Origin of the sequence: Chthonobacter albigriseus, from assembly GCF_013839445.1 — a bacterium.
Lineage (GTDB): Bacteria > Pseudomonadota > Alphaproteobacteria > Rhizobiales > Pleomorphomonadaceae > Chthonobacter > Chthonobacter albigriseus.
In genome coordinates, this window is sequence record NZ_JACDIT010000001.1 from 328,001 (window position 1) to 348,216 (window position 20,216).

General features: G+C 66.2%; 14 protein-coding genes and 1 tRNA gene. 6 read left to right on the plus strand and 9 right to left on the minus strand.

Annotated elements, in window-relative coordinates; all coding sequences use genetic code 11:
- Positions 1-358: 358 nt before the first annotated feature.
- From otnI to HZ321_RS01545, 4 genes are all read right to left on the minus strand, one after another.
- Positions 359-1,135, minus strand: coding sequence for a 2-oxo-tetronate isomerase (gene otnI / locus HZ321_RS01530; RefSeq protein WP_181699521.1), 777 nt, complete (start codon positions 1,133-1,135; stop codon positions 359-361).
- A gap of 223 nt (positions 1,136-1,358) precedes the next feature.
- Positions 1,359-1,435 (minus strand) — tRNA-His (locus tag HZ321_RS01535).
- A 178-nt stretch (positions 1,436-1,613) separates the two neighbouring features.
- A complete protein-coding gene (locus tag HZ321_RS01540; RefSeq protein ID WP_181699523.1) occupies positions 1,614-2,129 on the minus strand; it encodes a phasin in 516 nt (171 codons plus the stop codon).
- Positions 2,130-2,280: 151 nt separating this feature from the next.
- Positions 2,281-2,673, minus strand: a complete 393-nt coding sequence (locus tag HZ321_RS01545) for a phasin family protein (protein ID WP_181699527.1) — start codon at positions 2,671-2,673, stop codon at positions 2,281-2,283.
- 277 nt (positions 2,674-2,950) lie between these two features.
- Here HZ321_RS01545 and HZ321_RS21575 point away from each other — a divergent pair, with 277 nt between their 5' ends.
- From HZ321_RS21575 to HZ321_RS01560, 3 genes are all read left to right on the plus strand, one after another.
- Positions 2,951-7,228 (plus strand): ATP-binding protein, encoded by a 4,278-nt coding sequence (locus HZ321_RS21575; protein WP_181699529.1) that lies wholly within the window; start codon positions 2,951-2,953, stop codon positions 7,226-7,228.
- 286 nt (positions 7,229-7,514) lie between these two features.
- Positions 7,515-8,543: a Fe(3+) ABC transporter substrate-binding protein gene (locus HZ321_RS01555; RefSeq protein ID WP_181699532.1), complete on the plus strand. Its 1,029-nt coding sequence runs from the start codon at positions 7,515-7,517 to the stop codon at positions 8,541-8,543.
- 185 nt (positions 8,544-8,728) lie between these two features.
- A complete protein-coding gene (locus tag HZ321_RS01560) occupies positions 8,729-10,393 on the plus strand; it encodes an ABC transporter permease (RefSeq protein WP_244635516.1) in 1,665 nt (554 codons plus the stop codon).
- Positions 10,394-10,402: 9 nt separating this feature from the next.
- Here the strand turns inward: HZ321_RS01560 and HZ321_RS01565 are convergent, their stop codons facing one another.
- The 5 genes from HZ321_RS01565 to HZ321_RS01585 all read right to left on the minus strand — a co-directional run bounded on the left by HZ321_RS01565 (position 10,403) and on the right by HZ321_RS01585 (position 16,112).
- Positions 10,403-11,227, minus strand: a complete 825-nt coding sequence (locus tag HZ321_RS01565; protein ID WP_181699537.1) for an ABC transporter permease — start codon at positions 11,225-11,227, stop codon at positions 10,403-10,405.
- Positions 11,228-11,238: 11 nt separating this feature from the next.
- A complete protein-coding gene (locus HZ321_RS01570) occupies positions 11,239-12,147 on the minus strand; it encodes an ABC transporter permease subunit (RefSeq protein WP_181699540.1) in 909 nt (302 codons plus the stop codon).
- Positions 12,148-12,207: 60 nt separating this feature from the next.
- A complete protein-coding gene (locus tag HZ321_RS01575; protein WP_181699542.1) occupies positions 12,208-13,356 on the minus strand; it encodes an ABC transporter ATP-binding protein in 1,149 nt (382 codons plus the stop codon).
- An 83-nt stretch (positions 13,357-13,439) separates the two neighbouring features.
- Positions 13,440-14,537: a polyamine ABC transporter substrate-binding protein gene (locus HZ321_RS01580; protein ID WP_425305379.1), complete on the minus strand. Its 1,098-nt coding sequence runs from the start codon at positions 14,535-14,537 to the stop codon at positions 13,440-13,442.
- Positions 14,538-14,744: 207 nt separating this feature from the next.
- On the minus strand, positions 14,745-16,112 hold the full coding sequence (locus HZ321_RS01585) for a glutamine synthetase family protein (RefSeq protein WP_244635517.1): 1,368 nt from the start codon (positions 16,110-16,112) through the stop codon (positions 14,745-14,747).
- 262 nt (positions 16,113-16,374) lie between these two features.
- Here HZ321_RS01585 and HZ321_RS01590 point away from each other — a divergent pair, with 262 nt between their 5' ends.
- The 3 genes from HZ321_RS01590 to HZ321_RS01600 all read left to right on the plus strand — a co-directional run bounded on the left by HZ321_RS01590 (position 16,375) and on the right by HZ321_RS01600 (position 20,191).
- On the plus strand, positions 16,375-17,136 hold the full coding sequence (locus tag HZ321_RS01590) for a GntR family transcriptional regulator (protein WP_181699548.1): 762 nt from the start codon (positions 16,375-16,377) through the stop codon (positions 17,134-17,136).
- Positions 17,137-17,272: 136 nt separating this feature from the next.
- A complete protein-coding gene (locus HZ321_RS01595; protein ID WP_181699550.1) occupies positions 17,273-18,670 on the plus strand; it encodes a glutamine synthetase family protein in 1,398 nt (465 codons plus the stop codon).
- A gap of 135 nt (positions 18,671-18,805) precedes the next feature.
- Complete coding sequence (locus HZ321_RS01600) at positions 18,806-20,191, plus strand: aspartate aminotransferase family protein (RefSeq protein WP_181699552.1); 1,386 nt, start codon at positions 18,806-18,808, stop codon at positions 20,189-20,191.
- Positions 20,192-20,216 lie beyond the last annotated feature (25 nt).

The following is a 20,216-nucleotide window of genomic DNA, read 5'->3' on the forward strand; positions in this document are numbered from 1 at the left end:
ACGGCGCCGAAGGTTCAGCCGCCGGGCCGCGATGCGCGCTCGTTGGCCCGCAACGGGGCGGCGGCCGCCCAGTTCTGTCCGAGTTCAGCGATGTCAATGAAGAAGCCGCAAGGCCCGATCGAGGACGAGCTTATCGAATCTGATAAATAACGTATACCTGTTCGGCTTTCAAAGCAAATCGAAACTGGTCTTGGCTCATCACAATACTTTTTCTTCTTTTGCGAAGGACTGCGCAGCAGGGCGGTTTTTCATCTCGGGTCACAACAAACCCGATCCGCGCTGATGTTCACTCCGCTCGCGCGGTGCCACGCCGGCAGTCGGCTCGCGGCACACCGCCAGACGGGCAACGGCGCCGGTCCTAGGTCGCCGATAACCGGCGCAACCAGGACAGCCCCTCCACGGTCCCGGCGGCCGGCCGATATTCGCACCCGACGAACCCGGCGTAGCCGAGGGTATCGAGGGTCGCCAGGATGCGGGCGTCGTCGAGTTCTCCGGTACCCGGTTCGTTGCGATGCGGCACCGCCGCGATCTGGACATGGCCGATGCGCGGCATCAACTGCTCCAGTCCCCGGATCACGTCGCCGCGCATGATCTGGCGGTGGTAGATGTCGAACTGCAGCCGGATGTTGGGGTGATCGATCTCGTCCAGCAGACGGACCGCCCCATCGAAATCGCAGAGGAAGTATCCCGGCATGTCACGGGCGTTGATCGGCTCCAGAACGAGCCCGATCCCTGCCTCCGCGGCCTTATCCGCAGCATAGCGCGCGTTGTCGACATAGCTGGCGCGGGCGTCGGTGTTCGCCCACGGGGCGATGCCAGCCATCATGTGAAGGAGCGGCGTGCCGATCGTCCGGCCGTAGGCGACCGCAGTCGTAACCGCTTCCCGGAACGCGTCGCGGCGATGGGGCAGCGCCGCCAATCCCCGATCTCCGGCGGCCCAATCGCCCGGGGGCATGTTGAAAAGAGCCTGCGTCAACCCGGCCGCTTTCAGGCGATCGGCGATCACTTCAGGCGGGTGGTCGTAGGGAAATAGGTATTCCACTGCCGTGAAGCCGGCCGCAGCCGCCGCCGCGAAACGATCGAGAAACGCGTGCTCGGTGAACATCAAGCTGAGATTGGCGGCGAAACGCGGCATGCAAAAAGGCTCCGGCGCTCCTGGAACCGTCCAGCCCGGCGCCCCTCGCGGGGCACCGCGCCCTGGCAGGCGGCCTGCTGCTTCCAGGCGATCGGAGCGTTCTGCGTAGGCTACACAGTTTCGATAGAAAGATCGCCCGACACCTGCGCGGCGCGTCGTCGCCGCCGCCTGGCGGAGAGCAGCGGCCCTGAATGCCGGCGGGAAAAGGAGAGGAACAAAGGGGTGGTACAGCTGGCTGGGCTTGAACCAGCGACCTTCGGAGCCACAATCCGACGCTCTAGCCAACTGAGCTACAGCTGCACACGCGGGCGGAACCTAGTTCCATCAAGTCGGCAATGCAAGCCCCTCGTGCGGCAAACAAACAGTCATGGGAGGCGGGGGCGTCAGACCACGGCAGGGCTGCCGCCAAACGCAGAACACCCGGCTCGTCGCCGGGTGTTCGCAAACTTCAGGCTTCCTGGCGGGGTCCGCCGGAAAGTCAGGCCGCGCGGGCGTCCTTGACGAACTTGCCGAAGGCGTCCTTGAGCGGCTGGGAAGCCTCGGTGGAGTACTTCTGCACGAACTCCTGGAGGTCCTTGGCCTGGGCCGACGCCAGCTCGAACTGGTTGCGGGCATACGCCGTCTGCAGCTCGATCGCCTCGGCGAAGGACTTGACCGCGAGAATGTCCTTGGCGAAGCGGAACGTAGCGTCGGCGTTGGCCTTGGCGGCCTCGATCACCTTGCCGTTCAGTTCAACGAAGCCGGTGCGCGCCGTCTCGAACTGGTCTTCGAGCAGGTCGGTGGCTTCCTCGGCCGCGGTACGCAGCTTCTCGTAGCCGTCCTTGGCCTGTTTGACGCTCTTCTCCGCGACGTCGCGGAACACTTCCGGCACGTCGAACGAAGCGGCAATCTGGAAAGCATCCGTAGCGTCTGCCTTGGCAGCCGGCGCGGCCTTGGGGGCACGGATGGTCTTCTCGACGGGCTTGCCCGCTACAATCTTTTCGACCTCAGCCATGGTTCAGATCCTTCTTCCGCCTTGGGTGCAGAGGGGCGAACTTGTGACTGCTGCGTTTCCCCTGCGTCTGAGACGTATATAGGAGCATGTTTGCTGCATTGCAACATAAATGCTGCAATGCAGAGCAGATTGATCCTAAAGAAGGGGGTGTTCAGCGCTCGAAGGGCTTGGTCAAATCCTGCGCGGCCTTGATCGCGCCGTCTCCGACCGTGCGCGCCTGTCGGCCCAGGCGCTCCATCTGGTTGTCGAGATAGGCCTTCTGGATCGCTGCGATTTCGGCAGGGTCCTTGGCCTTGGCGAGACGCTCGACCAGCGCGAAGGTCGCCTGTGCGGTGGCGCCGGCGAACTCCAGAGTATCACGGGTCATGTCGCGAACATGGCCCTGGAAGGACGCGGTGTTGGTCTCGATGTCCCCGACCGCTTTCTGGGCGAGATTCATGGCGTCCTGAAAGGCCTTGCGGGCCTGATCGACGCTCTGTTCCGCAGCGGCCTTGAACATGCCGGCCGGATCCGGTGCCTCGCCTGTCGGCTTCTTGTCGGCCATGGTTCTGCTCCGCATCGAAAGGGACACCTGCAGTCATTCCACCATGAACGGCAGGGCAATTCAAACCCGACCATCGGCTGTCCCGCAGGGATTAAGGTTATAGCCCAATTATTGGGTCGACCGGCGACTTGAGATGGCACGCCGGGCTGGTTCACTGTATTAACACGGGGTTAAGAAACGATAGCTTCTGACGGGGAAGACGTGGCCACCATATTTCAGGCCCGTCGGCGTTCGGCGTAACGACGCCCCCACATTGCCGATCAGGGAGACGAGCCGGATGGCCGGACTTGAGGAAACGTTCTTCGCCGTGGGTGCGGACGCCACTGTGTCTGCACTCGTCGACGACGTGCGCCCGGCCTTCGTGTTCGATCGCAGCGGAACCCGCCTGCTGTGGGCCAATGCGGCCGGCATCCTTTCGCTCGGCGCCGACATTGCGAGCCTGTTGGCGCGGCACTTTCCGTCCAGTTCGCCGCTGGCCCGGCGGATCTCGGTGGTTGCGGGCCAATTGTCCGCCGGCCAGTCGCGAACCGACCGTATCACCCTGCCCCGCGGCTTGGTGCCGTCGCCTGTCCTCTGCCGGGTGACACGCATCGCGGTCGGCGAGCACCGGGGCGTTCTGGTGACCGACCTGGAGTCCAGGTCCCGGATCGCCGACGCCGGGGAGGCGCGAGAGCGCTATGCCGCGCTTTCGGCCAGCCTTGTCCCCCAGCAGGAGCCCATCGACGAGGCGCTCGCCGAGGAAGTTCCTGAAGCGGGATCGGCTCGGGTGTCGCGAGACGCGTCCGTAGAAGCCGCTGCGAGCGCGGCCCCCGACGCCGGTCCGCCCGAAGACGAATTTGGAGACGTAGCCACCGAACCGCGGCCGGAGCACGGATCCCTTGCAGAGGACAGCGGCAGTCCCGAGCAGGACGACGCAACGGACGCGGATCACCAGGAGGCCGCTGAGCGCTTCGTCGCAGAGACGGTGGCGATTGACGCCTCGACGGAGGGACCTGGGGCCGACGAGGAACCGGACCAGGAGCCGCCGGCACCGGAGGCATTGGAGCGACCGGACGTCGAGAGCGACGAGACGGGCCCGATCCCGGCGAACGAGGGCGTAGCGCCCGTCGAGTTTGCCGACTGGACCGATGATGCGGCACTGGCCGGAAGCGACGTGGAGCACGTCGTCGGCACCTCCGATGGAGCCGAGTCGGCCATGGTCGCCGGCCCGGAATGGGAAGACGGTCCGGGACAGACCTCCGGAACAGACGCGGGCCCGGAGTCGATCGACGCCAACGCCGAGGAGTCGAATGGCCCTGAGGCTAACGCTTCCGAGATCGCAGGCGGTGAACCCGTCGAGACCGAGGCGCTCGACCCGTACACAGCTGCGGCCGAGAGCACGGGCACCGGGACGCCTGCGGCGGAACCTGCGACCGACGACGGCACTGGAGCCGAACCGCCGACCGGCTTCGCGTTTCCCCAACACGGGCGGTCGATCCGCTTCGTGTTCGAACTGTCGCCGAGCTTCGAGTTCAGTTTCGTCTCGCCCGACCTCGGCGAGTCGGTGGGTGCGGACACCGCGCCGCGGACGGGCGAGGCTTGGCCGGACCTTGCAACGCGGCTGGATCTCGACCCCAGCGGACGTGTCCTTCAGGCCCTGCGCCGACACGATACCTTTACCGGTATCACTGTGGACTGGCCTGTCGAAGGGGCAGCGCTCCGGGTTCCCGTCGATCTGGCCGGCATGCCCGTGTTCGCCCGGGATCGGGCGTTCCGCGGCTATCGCGGCTTCGGCATTGCCAAGACCGGCGCGGCGTTCGCCGCGGCGCCGGAGGTGGCGACCCCGACCGCGGCCCCTGCGTCCGACATCGAGCTTCCGGCCGAAGAGGCCACCGCGACGGCGGAAGCGCCCGCGCTTCTGGACGACGTCGAGCCGGTGGTCCTCCACGACGCCTTCGGCCATGCGGACGCGTTCGTCGCCGATGAGGGCACGCTCGACGAGTACCTGGAAGCCGGGATGATCCCGGCACCGGCCGAATCCGGCGAACCGGCCGAGGCGGATGCGCCGGGGCCGACCCCGGACGGAAGCGGCGCCTTCGACCCGTTCTCGACTGCCGACGAGGAGACGGATCCGAGGGATCTGTCACCCGACGGAGAGACCGAAGCGCGCGTCGCGTCCTTCGCGGCGGAGCGGGCCATGGACACCGCGCCTGCCGTCCTCGACGGTCGCAGCGACGAGATCGCGTCCGTCGAACCCGAGTGGGTCGAAACGCAGCCGGTCGCCCAGCTTGTGGACGCGGTTCCCGCAGTCGCCGATGATGAAGCGGAGGTCTTGCCGGCAACCGAAGGTCCCAGTTCTCCGGACGCGTCCGTCGATGGCGATGCGTCAGCCGACGCCTCTGCGGCAGACTGGGATGTGGACCCGGACGCCGAGGCAATGGCGGATGAGCCTCTCCTGTCTGCGGAAGAAGCTCCGGCCATCGTGGTCGACAGCGAACCGGAGGTCGTCCACGACATCACCTCGCGTGCAGACGACGGCGACGACTTCCGCGCACCGGATTCGCAGACGCTGAGCGCGGCGGAGGCCGAGCTCTACGCCGGGGAGATGCAGCCGACCGAGGAGGCGGCCTCAGACGACGTCCAGGCCGACGTGGTCGATGCCCTGCCGGGCGAGGACGCGTCGGATCCCGGGTACCCGGTTCCGCCGGCGGCCGACGAGGGAGCCGCCGACGCCAACCGTTCCGACGATGACCAGCCGTCGGATGACGTTCTTGAAGCGCTTGCTGCCGACGAGACTCCGGAAGGGTCGGTTTTCGACAGCGCCACGGACGAGGATCAGCTCTATCCAGACGATGAACAGGACGAGAGCGACCTCGTCTGGCAGGAGCGGAGTGGCGAGATCATCCAGTCGCCGGTGATCGCCCGCCCGATTCCGCCGGAGGCGCCGCTGACACCGGAAGAGGCTGAACGCCGCCAGTTGTCACGTCCCGAGCGCGAAGCGTTCCAGAAGATCGCCGAGGCACTCGGCGCACGGGTAGAAGACGGCGCGCGTCAAGGAGGTCCGGGCCGCCGGGATGTGATGCGCGTGGCGCCGTCCAAACACGTGCCGGACGATGCCCCCGCCGCGCCCATCGACTCGGCCATCCTGGACCGTCTGCCGGTGCCACTCGCCATTCTGAAAAACGGCGACGCCGTGCTGGTCAACCGTGCTTTCCTGGAGCTTTCCGGCTACGAGTCCGCCGCCGACCTCGACGCACGGGGCGGGTTCGCAGAGGCGTTCGTCGGAAGCCCTGTGGCGCGCCAGGGCGGGCTGCCCGCAATCCGGCGCCAGGACGGGTCCACCATCGCCGTCGAGGCGCGTTTGCACAGCGTGACGTTCAACGGCGGCATTGCTTCGCTGGTGGTCGTCCAGCCGACGACCGGCGCAAGCCCAGCCGTCGCCTACGCGACGCCGCCCAGCCAGGACATCGATGCCCGGTCGCGGGAGTTGGAGGCGATCCTCGACACGGCCACCGACGGCGTGCTCGTCATCGACGAGCGCGGCATGATCGTCGGGGCCAACCGATCGGCCGAAGCCCTTTTCGGGACCGAGCGCGAGACCCTGCTCGGCGCTCCCCTGGTGGACATGCTCGCGCCGGAAAGCCACCGCGCGGCGCTCGACTACCTCGACGGCCTTGCCCGCAACGGCGTCGCCAGCGTTCTCAATGACGGGCGGGAAGTGATCGGCCGGGTGCAGCAGGGCGGGCTCGTTCCGCTGTTCATGACGATGGGCCGGGTGTCTCCCGGCCGGTTCTGCGCGGTGCTGCGCGACATCACCCAGTGGAAGCGCGCGGAAGAGGAACTGACGAACGCCAAGCGATCGGCGGAGAACGCCTCGTCGCAGAAGTCGGATTTCCTCGCCAAGATCAGCCACGAGATCCGCACGCCGCTGAATGCGATCATCGGCTTCTCCGAGGTGATGATGGAGGAGCGGTTCGGGGCCGTCGGCAGCGACCGCTACAAGGAATACCTGCGCGACATCCATTCGTCGGGCACGCTCATCATGAGCCTCGTCAACGACCTGCTCGACCTCTCCAAGATCGAGGCCGGCAAGCTGGACCTGTCGTTCGAGGCCGTGGCGCTGAACGACGTGCTGCGGGAGTGCGTGGCGCTGATGCAGCCGCAGGCGAACCGCGAGCGGGTGATCATCCGCACCTCGCTTTCGTCGACCGTGCCCAACGTAGTGGCCGACCCGCGCAGCCTGCGGCAGATCGTGCTGAACCTCCTGTCCAACGCCATCAAGTTCAACTCCGCGGGGGGACAGGTCATCGTCTCGACGATCTACGAGGACAGCGGCGAGGTCGCGATCCGTGTTCGGGACACGGGGCCGGGCATGAGCGCGGACGACCTGGAGCGGGCTCTCGAACCCTTCCGGCAGTTGCATACCTCGCGACCGGCTCGTGGGACGGGCCTCGGTCTGCCGCTGACCAAGGCGCTGGTGGAGGCGAACCGGGCCGCGTTCCGGATCGACTCCACCGTCGGCCAGGGTACTCTGGTGCAGATCACGTTCCCGTCGACGCGCGTCCTCGCGGAGTAGCGGACCGGCGTCTGGAAGGTTCGCCGTGCTGCCGCTCGTGCTGAGGACGAAGTCGGGCCGCCACCTGCGTTTTAAACCTGCCCTCGACACTCAGGATTTAGCAGGCGGCTGAAGGACTTGGCTGTCCTGTTTGGAACGGTTCCAGGTTTGCTGGCTGCCAAGTCACTGAAACCTTTGAGAAATCCGGTTGACATGCCGATCCGGCAGTGGTCTTAAGTCCGCGGCCGCATGCCCGTGCGGCGTTCCCGATGACAGGGTCTTGACCCCTGCCGATTGGAGTTGACCGATGTCCTTCTTCACTGCTGCTCGAGCCCTCGTGGCCGCCACCGCCCTCTCCGCGGCTTCCGTCGCCGTTCAGGCCGCCGAGGTGAACGTCTACACCACGCGTGAGCCGGGCCTTGCCCAGCCGCTGTTCGATGCCTTCTCCAAGGAGACGGGGATCACCGTCAACACGATCTTCGTGAAGGAAGGGCTTGCCGAGCGCGTGGCGGCCGAAGGCGCCAACTCGCCGGCCGACGTGCTGATGGTGGTCGACTACGGCAACCTCATCGATTTCGTCGATCGTGGCCTGACCCAGCCGGTGAAGTCCGAAGCGCTCGACGCCGCCGTGCCGGAGACCCTGCGCGCGCCGGACGGGCAATGGTTCGCGCTTTCCATGCGCGCCCGCGTGCTCTACGTCTCCAAGGACCGGGTCGCCGATACCAAGCTGACCTACGAAGACCTGGCCGATCCGAAGTGGAAGGGCAAGATCTGCATCCGCTCCGGCCAGCATCCCTACAACACCTCGCTGATCGCGGCGATGATCACCAAGGACGGCGCGGAAGCGGCCGGAGCCTGGCTGGAAGGCGTGAAGAACAATCTCGCCCGCAAGCCCGGCGGCGGCGATCGCGACGTGGCCCGCGATATTCTCGCCGGCCTCTGCGACGTCGGCGTCGGCAACAGCTACTATGTCGGGCTGATGCGCTCCGGCGCCGGCGGCGACGAGCAGAAGGCCTGGGGCTCGGCCATCAACGTGGTGCTGCCCACCTTCAAGGACGGCGCTGGTACCCACGTCAACGTGTCGGGCGCCGCTGTCGCCAAGAACGCGCCCAACCGGGACAACGCGGTCAAGCTGCTCGAATTCCTGGTTTCGGAAGAAGCGCAGGAGATCTATGCCAAGGCGAACTACGAGTACCCCGTGCGCGCTGGCGTGGCGGCAGACCCGATCATCGCGGATCTCGGCCCGCTGACCATCGATCCGACGCCGCTGGTGGACGTGTCCAAGAACCGCAAGGCGGCGAGCGTGCTCGTCGACGACATCGGGTTCGACAACTGAGGCGGCAATGAGCAAGGCGGCGCGGCGGGACGTAAGGTCGGAGCGGCGGCGGCCAACCCGCCGGGAGCCTTGCGGCCGGCCGGCTGCGGCGCCTTGCATGATTGCGGTGAGCGCCGATGCGCACTCGACGTGACTTAGCCTCTCCCTCCGGGTCGCAAGCGCGCGACCGATCCGATCTGGCCTGGTTGATCGCCAGCGGCGTCATCGTCGCTGGCGTCGCCACGCCCATCCTCGGACTGGCGTGGTACGCGTCGAAGGGATCGGGTGATCTCTGGCCGCATCTGATCGGCTCCATCCTGCCGCGCGCGCTCCAGACGACAGTGCTGCTGCTGCTCGGTGTCGGGGCGATCGTCTCCACGGTCGGCGTGGGGACGGCCTGGCTCGTCGCGAGCTATCGGTTTCCCGGCCGGAAGCTCTTCGAGTGGGCGCTCCTGCTGCCGCTGGCGGTGCCAACCTACATCATCGCCTATGCCTATCTCGACGTGATGCACCCGGTCGGACCGGTGCAGAGCGGCATCCGGTCGATCCTCGGCATCACCGATCCGCGAGGGCTCTGGTTCCCGGAGATCCGGTCGCTGGGCGGAGCGATCTTCCTGCTCGGTTTCGTACTCTACCCCTACGTCTACCTACCCGCCCGGGCGCTGTTCATGATGCAGTCGCCGTCCATGGTGGAGGTCGCGCGCACGCTCGGCTCGTCGCGCGCGCGGGTGTTCAGGCGGGTCGCCCTGCCGCTCGCCCGACCGGCGATTGCGGTCGGCACTTCCCTCGCTCTCATGGAGGCGCTGAACGACATCGGCGCGTCCGAGTTCCTCGGGGTCCGCACGCTGACGGTCGCGATCTACACGACCTGGGTGACCCGGTCCTCGATCGAGGGCGCATCCCAGATCGCGCTGGTGATGCTGGTGATGGTGCTGCTGCTGGTAACGCTCGAGCGGCGTGGCCGGGTGCGCCAACGCTTTGTCGGGCGCGCCGCCCGGCAGCGGGTCGCCGTTGCCCAGCCGCTGGGCCGCGGAGCGGGCATCGGGGCTTCGATCGCCTGCGCGCTGCCGATCCTGATCGGCTTCGTCGTTCCGGCGAGCTATCTTCTCGACCATGCGGTGCGGCGGCTTGCGGCCCACGGCATTCCCGATGCCCTGCCCGGCTGGATCCTCAACACCGTCAGCGCCGCTGCCGGTGCAACGATGGTGGCGGTCGTCGCGGGGCTCGTCGTCGGATACACGGCTCGCTTCGCCCGGCACCCCGCGACACCCTTCCTGGTGCGGCTCACCAGCCTCGGCTACGCGGTCCCCGGCACCGTTCTGGCGGCTGGCATGCTGATGCCCTTCGCCGGGCTGGACAACCTGATCGCGGACGGCTGGCGCACAGTGACGGGAGACCGGATCGGCCTCGTGCTATCGCAGACCGGCATCGTGCTGATCATCGGCTACGTGATCCGCTTCCTCGCGGTCTCGACCGGCGGCATCGAAGCGGGGCTCACCAAGATCCCGCCGAGCCTCGACATGGCCGCGCGCTCGCTCGGCTCCCGACCGGCGCGGACCGTGGCGACGGTCCACATCCCGCTGCTGCGTCCGGCGATTGCCGCTGCGAGCCTGCTCGTGTTCGTCGACTGCATGAAGGAGCTGCCGCTCACGCTGCTGCTGCGTCCCTTCAATTTCGAGACGCTGTCGACCACCGTTTACGCGGAGGCCGCCCGCGGCACTTACGAGGATGGAGCGATCGCGGCCTTGATGATCGTCGTTGCCGGACTCGTGCCGGTGGTGCTGCTCGCAAGGACGAGCTTCCGCGAAGGTCCAAAAGCGAGCCGGCGGCCGCGGATCGACCCGATCGAGGCCGTCGCGCCGGCCGTCTGACGGCGGCGGTCAGCCGTCGACGCGGAAGGCGGCGCGCTCGGCCTTGTCTCGCTCGAGTTCGCTTCGCCGGGTGGCGATAGACGCCACGATGACCCCGATCGCAACGATGCCGATCATGATCGAGCAGATCGCGTTGATCTCCGGTGTCACGCCGAGGCGCACCTGGCTGTAGATCTTGATGGGGAGCGTCGTCGCGCCCGGCCCCGTGTTGAAGCTGGCGATCACGAGGTCGTCGAGCGACAATGTGAAGGCCAGCATCCAACCGGCGACGACGGCTGGAAGGATCAGCGGGAGCGTGATGGCGAAGAAGGTCTTGACCGGCGGGCAGCCAAGGTCCTGTGCGGCCTCCTCCAGGCTCTTGTCGAAGGTGACGAGGCGCGACTGCACCACCACGGCGACGAAGCACATGGTGAGCGTGGTGTGGGCGAGCGTCACCGTCCAGAAGCCACGGTCGAAGTTGATCGCGACGAAGAGGAGCAGGAGCGACAGGCCGGTGATCACCTCCGGCATCACCAGCGGGGCGTAGACCATGCCGGAGAACAGCGTTCGCCCGGGGAAGCGATGGAAGCGGTCCAGCGTGAGGGCTGCCAAGGTGCCAAGCGCGGTGGCGATGGTGGCGGACAGCAACCCGACGCGGACGGTGACCCAGGCCGCGTCCATCAGGCCTTCGTTGGCCCACATGGACACATACCACTTGGTTGAGAACCCCGCCCATACCGTGACCAGCTTTGACTCGTTGAACGAGAAGACCACGAGAAGCAGGATCGGCAGGTAAAGGAAAGCAAAGCCGAGGACGAGGGACGTGAGATTGAACCAGCCGAGGTTCTTGTTCATGGCCGCCTCCCTCAGATGCGCTTCTGGTAGTTCTGGAAGATCACGATCGGCACCACCAGGAGCGCAAGCAGGATCACGGCCACGGCGGACGAAAGCGGCCAGTCGCGATTGCTGAAGAACTCCGACCAGAGGGTCTTCCCGATCATGAGCGTCGAACTGCCGCCGAGCAGATCCGGAATGACGAACTCACCGACGATCGGGATGAAGCAGAGGAAGGATCCCGCGATGACGCCCGGCAGGGACAGCGGGAAGGTGATTACCCAGAAGGATTTCACCGGCGGACAGCCCAGATCCGACGCCGCCTCCAGAAGCGTCATGTCGAGCTTCTCCAGCGCCGAATAGAGCGGCAGGACCATGAACGGCAGGTAGGAGTAGACGATGCCGATGTAGACCGCCGTCTCGGTGTTGAAGACGCGCAGTTGGTCCTCCGGCCCGTAGATGCCGAGCCACTGGAGGAAGACGGTGATCAGCCCCTCCGGCTTCAGGATGCCGATCCAGGCGTAGACGCGGATCAGGAACGACGTCCAGAACGGCAGGATGACCAGCATCACGAGCATCGGGCGGACAGACTTCGGGGCCCGGGCCATGGAATAGGCCATGGGATAGCCGATCAGCAGCAGGAGCAGCGTGGAGACCGCTGCGATCTTCAGGCTGCTGAGGTAGGCCCTGATGTAGAGCGAGTCCTCGGCCAGGAAGACGTAGTTGTCGAAGTTCAGTTCGCCGACGCTTTCCCAGAAGGTCGAAAGCCCGTCGAACACCGGAAGATAGGGCGGCATCGCGATCGCGGTCTGCGACAGCGAGATCTTCAGGATGATGAAGAACGGGGCGAGGAAGAAAACGAGGGACCAGAGATAGGGCACGGCGACGACGAGCCAGCGTGTCCAGCCCGGTCCGCCCTTGGCGGGTGCTGCTTCAGCCATGGGACGCCTCGCGGGTCGATCCTGCGAACGGAGTGGAAACCTCGGCCATCGGGAATCTCCTCACCGGGTCAGGACGATGCCGGCGTCGCGCGGCCACGTCAGATAGACCTTGTCGTCCCAGCCGATCGGCCGCTCGACGAGGCGGGTGACGTTGGCAAGCGTGGACTTCACGATCGCGCCGTTCGGGAGCTTGACGCGGTAGACCGAGACGTCGCCGAGATAGCCGATGTCCCAGACCTCGCCGGACAGGACGTTGACGGTGCCCTCCGGCGGGGGATCATGGGAGATGCGAACCTTTTCCGGACGGACCGCGAACCAGGCGGTCTCTCCGGCAGCGCCGGAGCCGCTCGCCTCGGCCTCGATCGACGTTCCGATGCCGTCGCAGGCCAGGCGCAGGCGGTTGCCTTCCGCCGAGGCGATCTTGCCTTCGATGAGGTTGATGTCGCCGATGAAGTCCGCGACATAACGGGAGTTGGGCAGTTCGTAGATTTCGGCGGGCGGGGCGACCTGGACCAGCTTGCCGAGATCCATCACGGCGATGCGGTCGGACATGGTCATCGCCTCCTCCTGGTCGTGGGTGACGATCAGGAAGGTCAGGCCGAGCTCGTATTGGATATCCATCAGCTCGAACTGGGTCTCCTCGCGCAGCTTCTTGTCGAGGGCGCCGAGCGGTTCGTCGAGAAGGAGGACCTTCGGGCGCTTGGCGAGCGAACGGGCGAGCGCGACGCGCTGGCGCTGGCCGCCGGACAGCTGGTGCGGCTTGCGCTGAGCGAAGCGCTCAAGCTTGACCAGCTTCAGCATCTCCTTGACCCGGGCGTCTATGTCGGGCTTGGGCAGGCCGTCCTGCTTCAGGCCGAAGGCGATGTTGCCCTCCACCGTCATGTGCGGGAAGAGGGCGTAGGACTGGAACATCATGTTGACCGGACGGCGGTAGGGCGGCACGCCCGCCAGATCCTTGCCGTCCAGGAGGATACGGCCGGAGGTCGGTTCCTCGAAACCGGCCAGCATGCGCATGAGCGTGGTCTTGCCGCAGCCGGACGGCCCGAGCAGCGAGAAGAACTCGCGCTCGTAGATGTCGAGCGAGAGGTCATCGACGGCGGTGAAGTCGCCGAAGCGCTTGGTCACATTCTCGAAGCGGATGTAGGGCTTGGCTCCGGGATCATCCCACGGGGAAAACTTGCGCTTCACCGGACCGAGTGTCTTCGCCATCCCCAACCCCCGTCGCCAGCCATTCCATCTACGTTACACCAGAAAAACGCCCGGCAAAGCCGGGCGCTCTTTTTCGCTGTGCATCAGGACCCGGTCTTCACCGCCGTCCAGACCCGCGTCAGAATTCGCTGGGACCTGGCGTCGGGGGGCGTGATGGAAAACAGCTTGGCCGTGACATCCGCAGGCGGATAGATCGCGGGGTCGTTCAGGATCGCCGGATCCATCAGCTTCTGGGAAGCCAGATTGCCGTTCGCGTAGGCGACATAGTTGGAAGCCTTGGCGATGACGTCCGGGCGCATGATGTAGTTGATGAACTCGTGCGCCTCGGCGACGTTCTTGGCGTCGGCGGGGATCGCCATGTTGTCGAACCACATGTACGCGCCTTCCACCGGAATGCGGTACTCGATCTTGACGCCGTTGCCGGCCTCCTCGGCGCGGGTCTTGGCCTGGAGCACGTCGCCGGACCAGCCGAAGGCGATGCAGATGTCGCCGTTGGCAAGCGCGTTGATGTACTCGGACGAGTGGAACTTCTGGATGTTCGGCGCGATCGTCTTCAAGAGTTCGCCGGCCGCCTCGATGTCGGCGGTCTCCTTGGAGTCCGGGTTCTTGCCGAGATAGTTGAGGGCCGCGGGGATCAACTCGTCCGGCGCATCCAGGACCTGGATTCCGCACTCCTTGAACTTGGAGGACCATTCGGGATCGAACAGGATCTTCACGCTGTCGACCGGCGCGTTCGGATCGATGGCCTTGACCTTGTCGATGTTCACGCCGATGCCCGTAGTGCCCCACATGTAGTTGATGGCGTACTCGTTGCCCGGATCGTACTTGGCGAGCCGCTGCATGATGTCGGGCCACATGTTGGCGAGGTTCGGCAGCTTGGATTTGTCGAGCTTCTGGAAAACGCCCGCCTGGATCTGACGCGCCAGGAAGGGGCCGGTCGGAACAACGACGTCATAGCCGGAGCCGCCCGCCAGCAGCTTGGTCTCGACCATCTCGTTGGAATCGAAGACGTCGTAGACGACCTTGATGCCGGTCTCCTTGGTGAAGTCGGCCAGCACGGATTCGTCGATGTAGTCCGACCAGTTGTAGACATTGACCACGCGCTCCTGCGCTTGGACAGGGGCGCCGAGCGCGCTCGACACCAGAACAGCGGCGGCAACCAGACGCGACCTCTTCTTCAAAACAGACATCCTTCTCTTCCTTTCCATGTCGCCGGCCTTCGACCGGCTCACTACGCTGCGGACCCCGCCAGATCCGCGTTCACCCGACTTCAAGCCCAGCCCCCTGCCCCCACAGCCCCCGGGAGTGGCCGATGTTCCCGGGGACCTTCTCGGCCATACAATTCATCACGCAAATCGCCATGCAAGATCCGTGTCGCCGTGGCAAGGTCAGAGATAGGTCGACCGCTCCAGCGGTGAGATTTCATCAAGGAAGCTCGCCATCTCTGCGCGCTTGAGCGCTGCATACAAGCTCCGGTACTCCGCGCCGAACGCCCTTCGCACAAATTCGGAGCGCTCGAACTGGGCAATTGCCTCCGCCATGGACGACGGCAGAGCCGGCGCACTCGACTCGTAGCCGTTCCGCTCACTCGGCGGTGGGGCCTTGGCTTCGCTCTCCAGACCATCCGCGAGCCCGTGCAGGATCGCGGCCAGCACGAGATAGGGGTTGGAGTCGGCGCCCGCGACACGATGCTCGACGCGTCGGGCGGACGGCTCGGAGACCGGCACACGGACGGCAACCGACCGGTTGTTGTGGCCCCAGGTTGCGCGGGTCGGTGCGTAGGAACCCGGCTGCAAGCGGCGGAATCCGTTCCAGGTGTGGGCGAACATGATGGTGGTCGGCGCCATGCCTCGGATCAGCCCGGCGACGGCGCTCTCCAGCCTCGCCTCCCCGGTTCCGGGGTTGGCGAAAATGTTGATGCCGGCGGCGTCGAGCAGACTGACGTGGGCGTGCATGCCGTTGCCGGCACGGTCGATGAAGGGCTTGGCCATGAAAGTGGCCCGCAGGCCGTGCTTGCGCGCGATCTCATGGATCAGCCGCTTCAGCATCACCGCGTCGTCGGCCACCGCAAGCGCGTCGGAGCGGTGCTTCAGGTTGACCTCGAACTGGCCTGGGGCCGCTTCCGACACGATCGTGTCGATCGGCAGGCCCTGTTCCATGCCGGCGGCGCGGATCTCGTGGAAAAGCTCGGAGAAAGCCGAGAGATCGGACAGGGCGTAGATGTTCTGGCGTTCCGGACCGTGATCGGCCGAGAGCACGGTTCGCGGCGTCTGCGAGACTTCGGCAAGCGCGGGATCGACCAGGTAGAATTCCAGTTCGAAGGCCGCGACCGGGTGACAATCTAGCTTGGCGAGGCGGTCCACGGCGCCGGCGAGCTGCTGGCGCGGGTCGCCCAGGAAGGGGATGCCCGCCTCGGTCCACATGGTGAGGATCGCCTGCGCCGTGGGCCGCCCGGCCCAGGGCACCGGGCGGATCGAACCGGGCACCAGCCGGCAGATGCCGTCGCGGTCGCCGGTTTCGACATGCAGTCCGGTTTCCAGCACCTCCCGGCCCCAGACATCCAGCCCGAAAAGCCCGAGCGGAAAGTTCACGCCGGCCGATGCCGACTTCGCCAGGGATTGCGGCGGGGCCCACTTGCCCCGAAGCACGCCGTTCGTATCCGTGATGAGATACTCGATACCCTCGACATCCGGATGCGCCCTCAGAAAGCGCGTGACCTCGTCGATGGCGGGATTGTCGGTGATCGCACGCCCCAAGATACCCTCAAACAAGATGGCTGCCGTGCCGCGGTGACGGGTGCTTGCCCGAGCGACCACCAGGAGATCAGGCCCTCCCCTGGCGGCGTCACACCGGCGACGTCGGTGAACCATGCCTCCCTTCCCGGCCTTCGGGAAGGCGCACAACAGACCCTCTTGTGTGGCGCTTCAGGCGGCGCTCTCACTTTTCTGTTGCGCGGATGTGTCATTGTGATCACAAACTTCCCCCAGAGGTCAAGTCGGGTTTGGGATCGGGGGACGCATGGCTGGCATTTCAGATGGCGCCACGCAGGATCGCAGACCGGTCGGGGCAGCACCTCTCACGGAAGTCGCCGGCAGGCGGACCGGCGTGCGCGAGCGGGTTGCAGAGGCCCTGCGGGAAGCGTTGATCGTCGGCCGGATACAGCCGGGACGGCCGGTGACGCTGCGCGGGCTCGCCGACCAACTCGGCACAAGTCCGATGCCGGTTCGGGAGGCGATCCGCGGCCTGGCTGCGGAAAAAGCACTGGAAATCTCGGCTGCTGGGCGGATCGCGGTGCCGCGTCTGACCCCTCAGCGCTTCCAGGAGCTCATGGAGGCGCGTGCGCTGCTCGAGCCGAAAGCGGCGGCCCTCGCCCTTCCCAACATGACCCGCACGAGCATCAAAATTCTTCGCGAACTTGACGATGCGGTGGACGCCAGCCTGCTCAGCGGCGACGTCGAAGGTTACATGCGGTTCAACCACGCCTTTCATTTCGCGATCTACCGCGACTCGCAGTCTGACGTATTCCTGCCCCTCATCGAGAGCGTATGGCTGCGTTTCGGGCCATTCATGCGTATGGTCTACGGACGAGTGGGCACGGCTGGACTGCAGGATCACCACAAGGCCGCGATCACGGCGGCAGCCAATGGGGATGCCGCCGGACTGTCCGAGGCCATTCGCCTCGATATCGCCGAAGGCATGTCGCTGATCGGGGAGGCCTTGAGGGCCGAGTCCCCCGCCCCGGCAAGCCGGCCTGGCAAGGCCCGCGCCGCGGGATCCTGAGCGCCACCATTTGACAAGGATGGAATTTGTGATCACAAATGATCCATCGCCTCGACCGAGAACAGGTCGCCCGGCCCGCTCCCTGCGGGCTTCGCGCGGCGGCGGTCAAACAGGCAGCGACACAACGACGGACATCATGGCAAGCAAGGCCGACGAGGAGACGCCCGCGCGGCGCGTCAGGGGCGTACAATCGATCGAAGAGGCGCGGCTCTGGCTGTCGGAGCGCGGCATCGAGGACATCGAGTGCGTGACGCCGGACCAGGCGGGCGTGGCCCGCGGCAAGTTGATGCCGGCGGACAAGTTCTTTTCCGGGCCGACCATGTCGCTGCCGTCGTCGATCTTCACGCAGACGATCACGGGCGAGTATCCGGAGGAGGACGAGGGCTTCCGCCACGATCCGAACGACGGCGACATCATCATGCGGCCGGACTTCACCACGCTGGCGGCGGTGCCGTGGGCGTCGGACCCGACGGCGCAAATCATCCACGACGCGTTCACGCGCGACGGTCGGCCGGTCGAGATCGCGCCGCGGCAGCTTCTGAAGCGCATCATGGGCCTCTACGACCGGCAGGGCTGGAAGGCCGTCGTCGCGCCGGAGGTCGAGTTCTATCTCGTCAAGCCGAACACCGACCCGGACTACCCGCTGGAGCCGCCGGTCGGCCGGTCCGGGCGATCCGAGACCGGACACCAGTCCTACTCGATCCAGGCGGTGAACGAGTTCGACGACCTGTTCGACGACATCTACGACTACTCCGAAGCACAGGGCCTGGAGATCGATACCCTCATCCACGAGGAGGGGGCCGCGCAGATGGAGATCAACCTGCTGCACGGCGATCCGCTGCAACTGGCCGACCAGGTCTTCCTGTTCAAGCGGACGATCCGGGAAGCCGCGCTCCGGCACAACATGTACGCGACCTTCATGGCCAAGCCGATGAGCCGTGAGCCCGGATCGGCCATGCATATCCACCAGTCGGTGGTGGACCTCGAAACCGGGCGCAACATCTTCTCCGATGCGGAAGGACGGGCGACGCCGGAGTTCTTCCAGTTCATCGCCGGGCAGCAGAAGTACCTGCCGGCGGTGATGTGCATGCTGGCGCCCTACGTGAATTCGTACCGCCGGCTCGCCCGCCACACGGCGGCGCCGATCAACGTGCATTGGGGCTACGACAACCGCACCGTCGGGCTGCGCGTGCCGAACTCCGGTCCGCAAGCGCGGCGGGTGGAGAACCGGGTACCGTCGTCGGACGCCAATCCCTATCTCGCCATGGCCGCCTCGCTTGCCGCCGGCTACCTCGGCATCCAGGAAGGCTTGTCCCCGGAGGATCCGATCGACGGGTCGGCACGCGGGCTGCCGTTCGGCCTGCCGCGCGGCCTGCTGGAGGCCCTCGCCCTTTTCGAGGAGGCCGAGGAGCTGGTCGAGATCTTCGGCAAGGCCTTCGTCTCCACCTACCGGGCGATCAAGCAGACGGAGTACGAGACCTTCATGCGCGTGATCTCCAGCTGGGAGCGCGAGCACCTGCTGCTGAGCGTGTGACGGGGGAACAGGCAGTAGGCAGTCGGACTAGAGCATGCCTTCGCCGCACCCGATCCTGCCGCCTAGTGCCGAATGCCCACTGCCTCCGTCCACCCGCCCTTGACCGAATACCACCGGACCTCCGGAGCACCAGACATGAACGTGTCCAACAAGTATCCCACCGCCCACTACCGCGCCCTGGATGCGGCCCATCACCTGCATCCGTTCTCCGACACCAAGTCGCTGAATGCGGAGGGCGCGCGGGTGATTGTCGGCGGCCAGGGGGTCTGGCTGACGGACAGCGAGGGCAACCGCATCCTCGACGGCATGGCGGGGCTCTGGTGCGTCAACATCGGTCACGGCCGGCGCGAGATCGCCGAGGCCGTCCAGCAGCAGATGAGCGAGATCAGCTACTACAACACCTTCTTCAAGACGACCCACCCGCCGGCGGTCGATCTGGCGGCTCTCCTCGCCGAAGTCGCGCCGCCGCACTTCAACCGCGTGTTCTTCACCGGGTCGGGGTCGGAGTCCAACGACACCGTGCTGCGTATGGTGCGGACCTACTGGGCGACGCTCGGCAAGCCCGACAAGCAGGTGGTGATCGCGCGCCGCAACGCCTACCACGGGTCGACTGTTGCCGGCGCCAGCCTTGGCGGGATGACGCCGATGCACAAGCAGGGCGGGCTGCCGATCCCCGGCATCCACCACATCGCCCAGCCCTACTGGTTCGACGACGGCGGCGAGATGAGCCCGGAGGACTTTGGGCTCTGGGCCGCGCAGGAGCTGGAGCGCGCCATCGACGCCATCGGCGAGGACAAGGTCGCAGCGTTCATCGCCGAGCCGATCCAGGGCGCCGGCGGGGTGATCATTCCGCCCGCCACCTACTGGCCGGAGATCAAGCGGATCTGCGACGAGCGCGAGATCCTGCTGGTTGCCGACGAGGTGATCTGCGGGTTCGGTCGGTTGGGACGCTGGTTCGGCTCGGAGTATTTCGGGGTCGAGCCCGACCTGATGCCGATCGCCAAGGGGCTTTCGTCCGGCTACCTGCCGATCGGCGGCGTGATGGTGTCGGACAAGGTCGCTGCGGTGCTGATGGAGACCGGCGACTTCAACCATGGCTTCACCTATTCGGCACACCCGGTGGCCTGTGCTGCCGCGATCGCCAACCTCAAGATCATCCGCGACGAGAAGCTGGTAGAGCGCGTCGCGAATGACATCGGACCCTATCTGCAGAAGCGGTGGCTGGCACTCGGCGATCATCCCCTGGTGGGCGAGGCGCGCATGGTCGGACTGATGGGCGCGCTGGAGCTGGTCCCGGCCAAGCCGTCCCGGCGCCGCTTCGAGGGTGACGGCAAGGTCGGCCTGCTCTGCCGCGACTTCTCGTTCCGCAACGGCCTCGTCATGCGCGCGGTCCGCGACTCGATGATCCTGTCGCCGCCGCTGGTCATCAGCCACGACGAGGCGGACGAGCTGATCCGCATCGCCACCAAGACGCTCGACGACACCCACGCGGAGCTGAAGCGTCAGGGGCTGATGGGGTGAGACGCAGGAACCGGCCGCGTGAAAG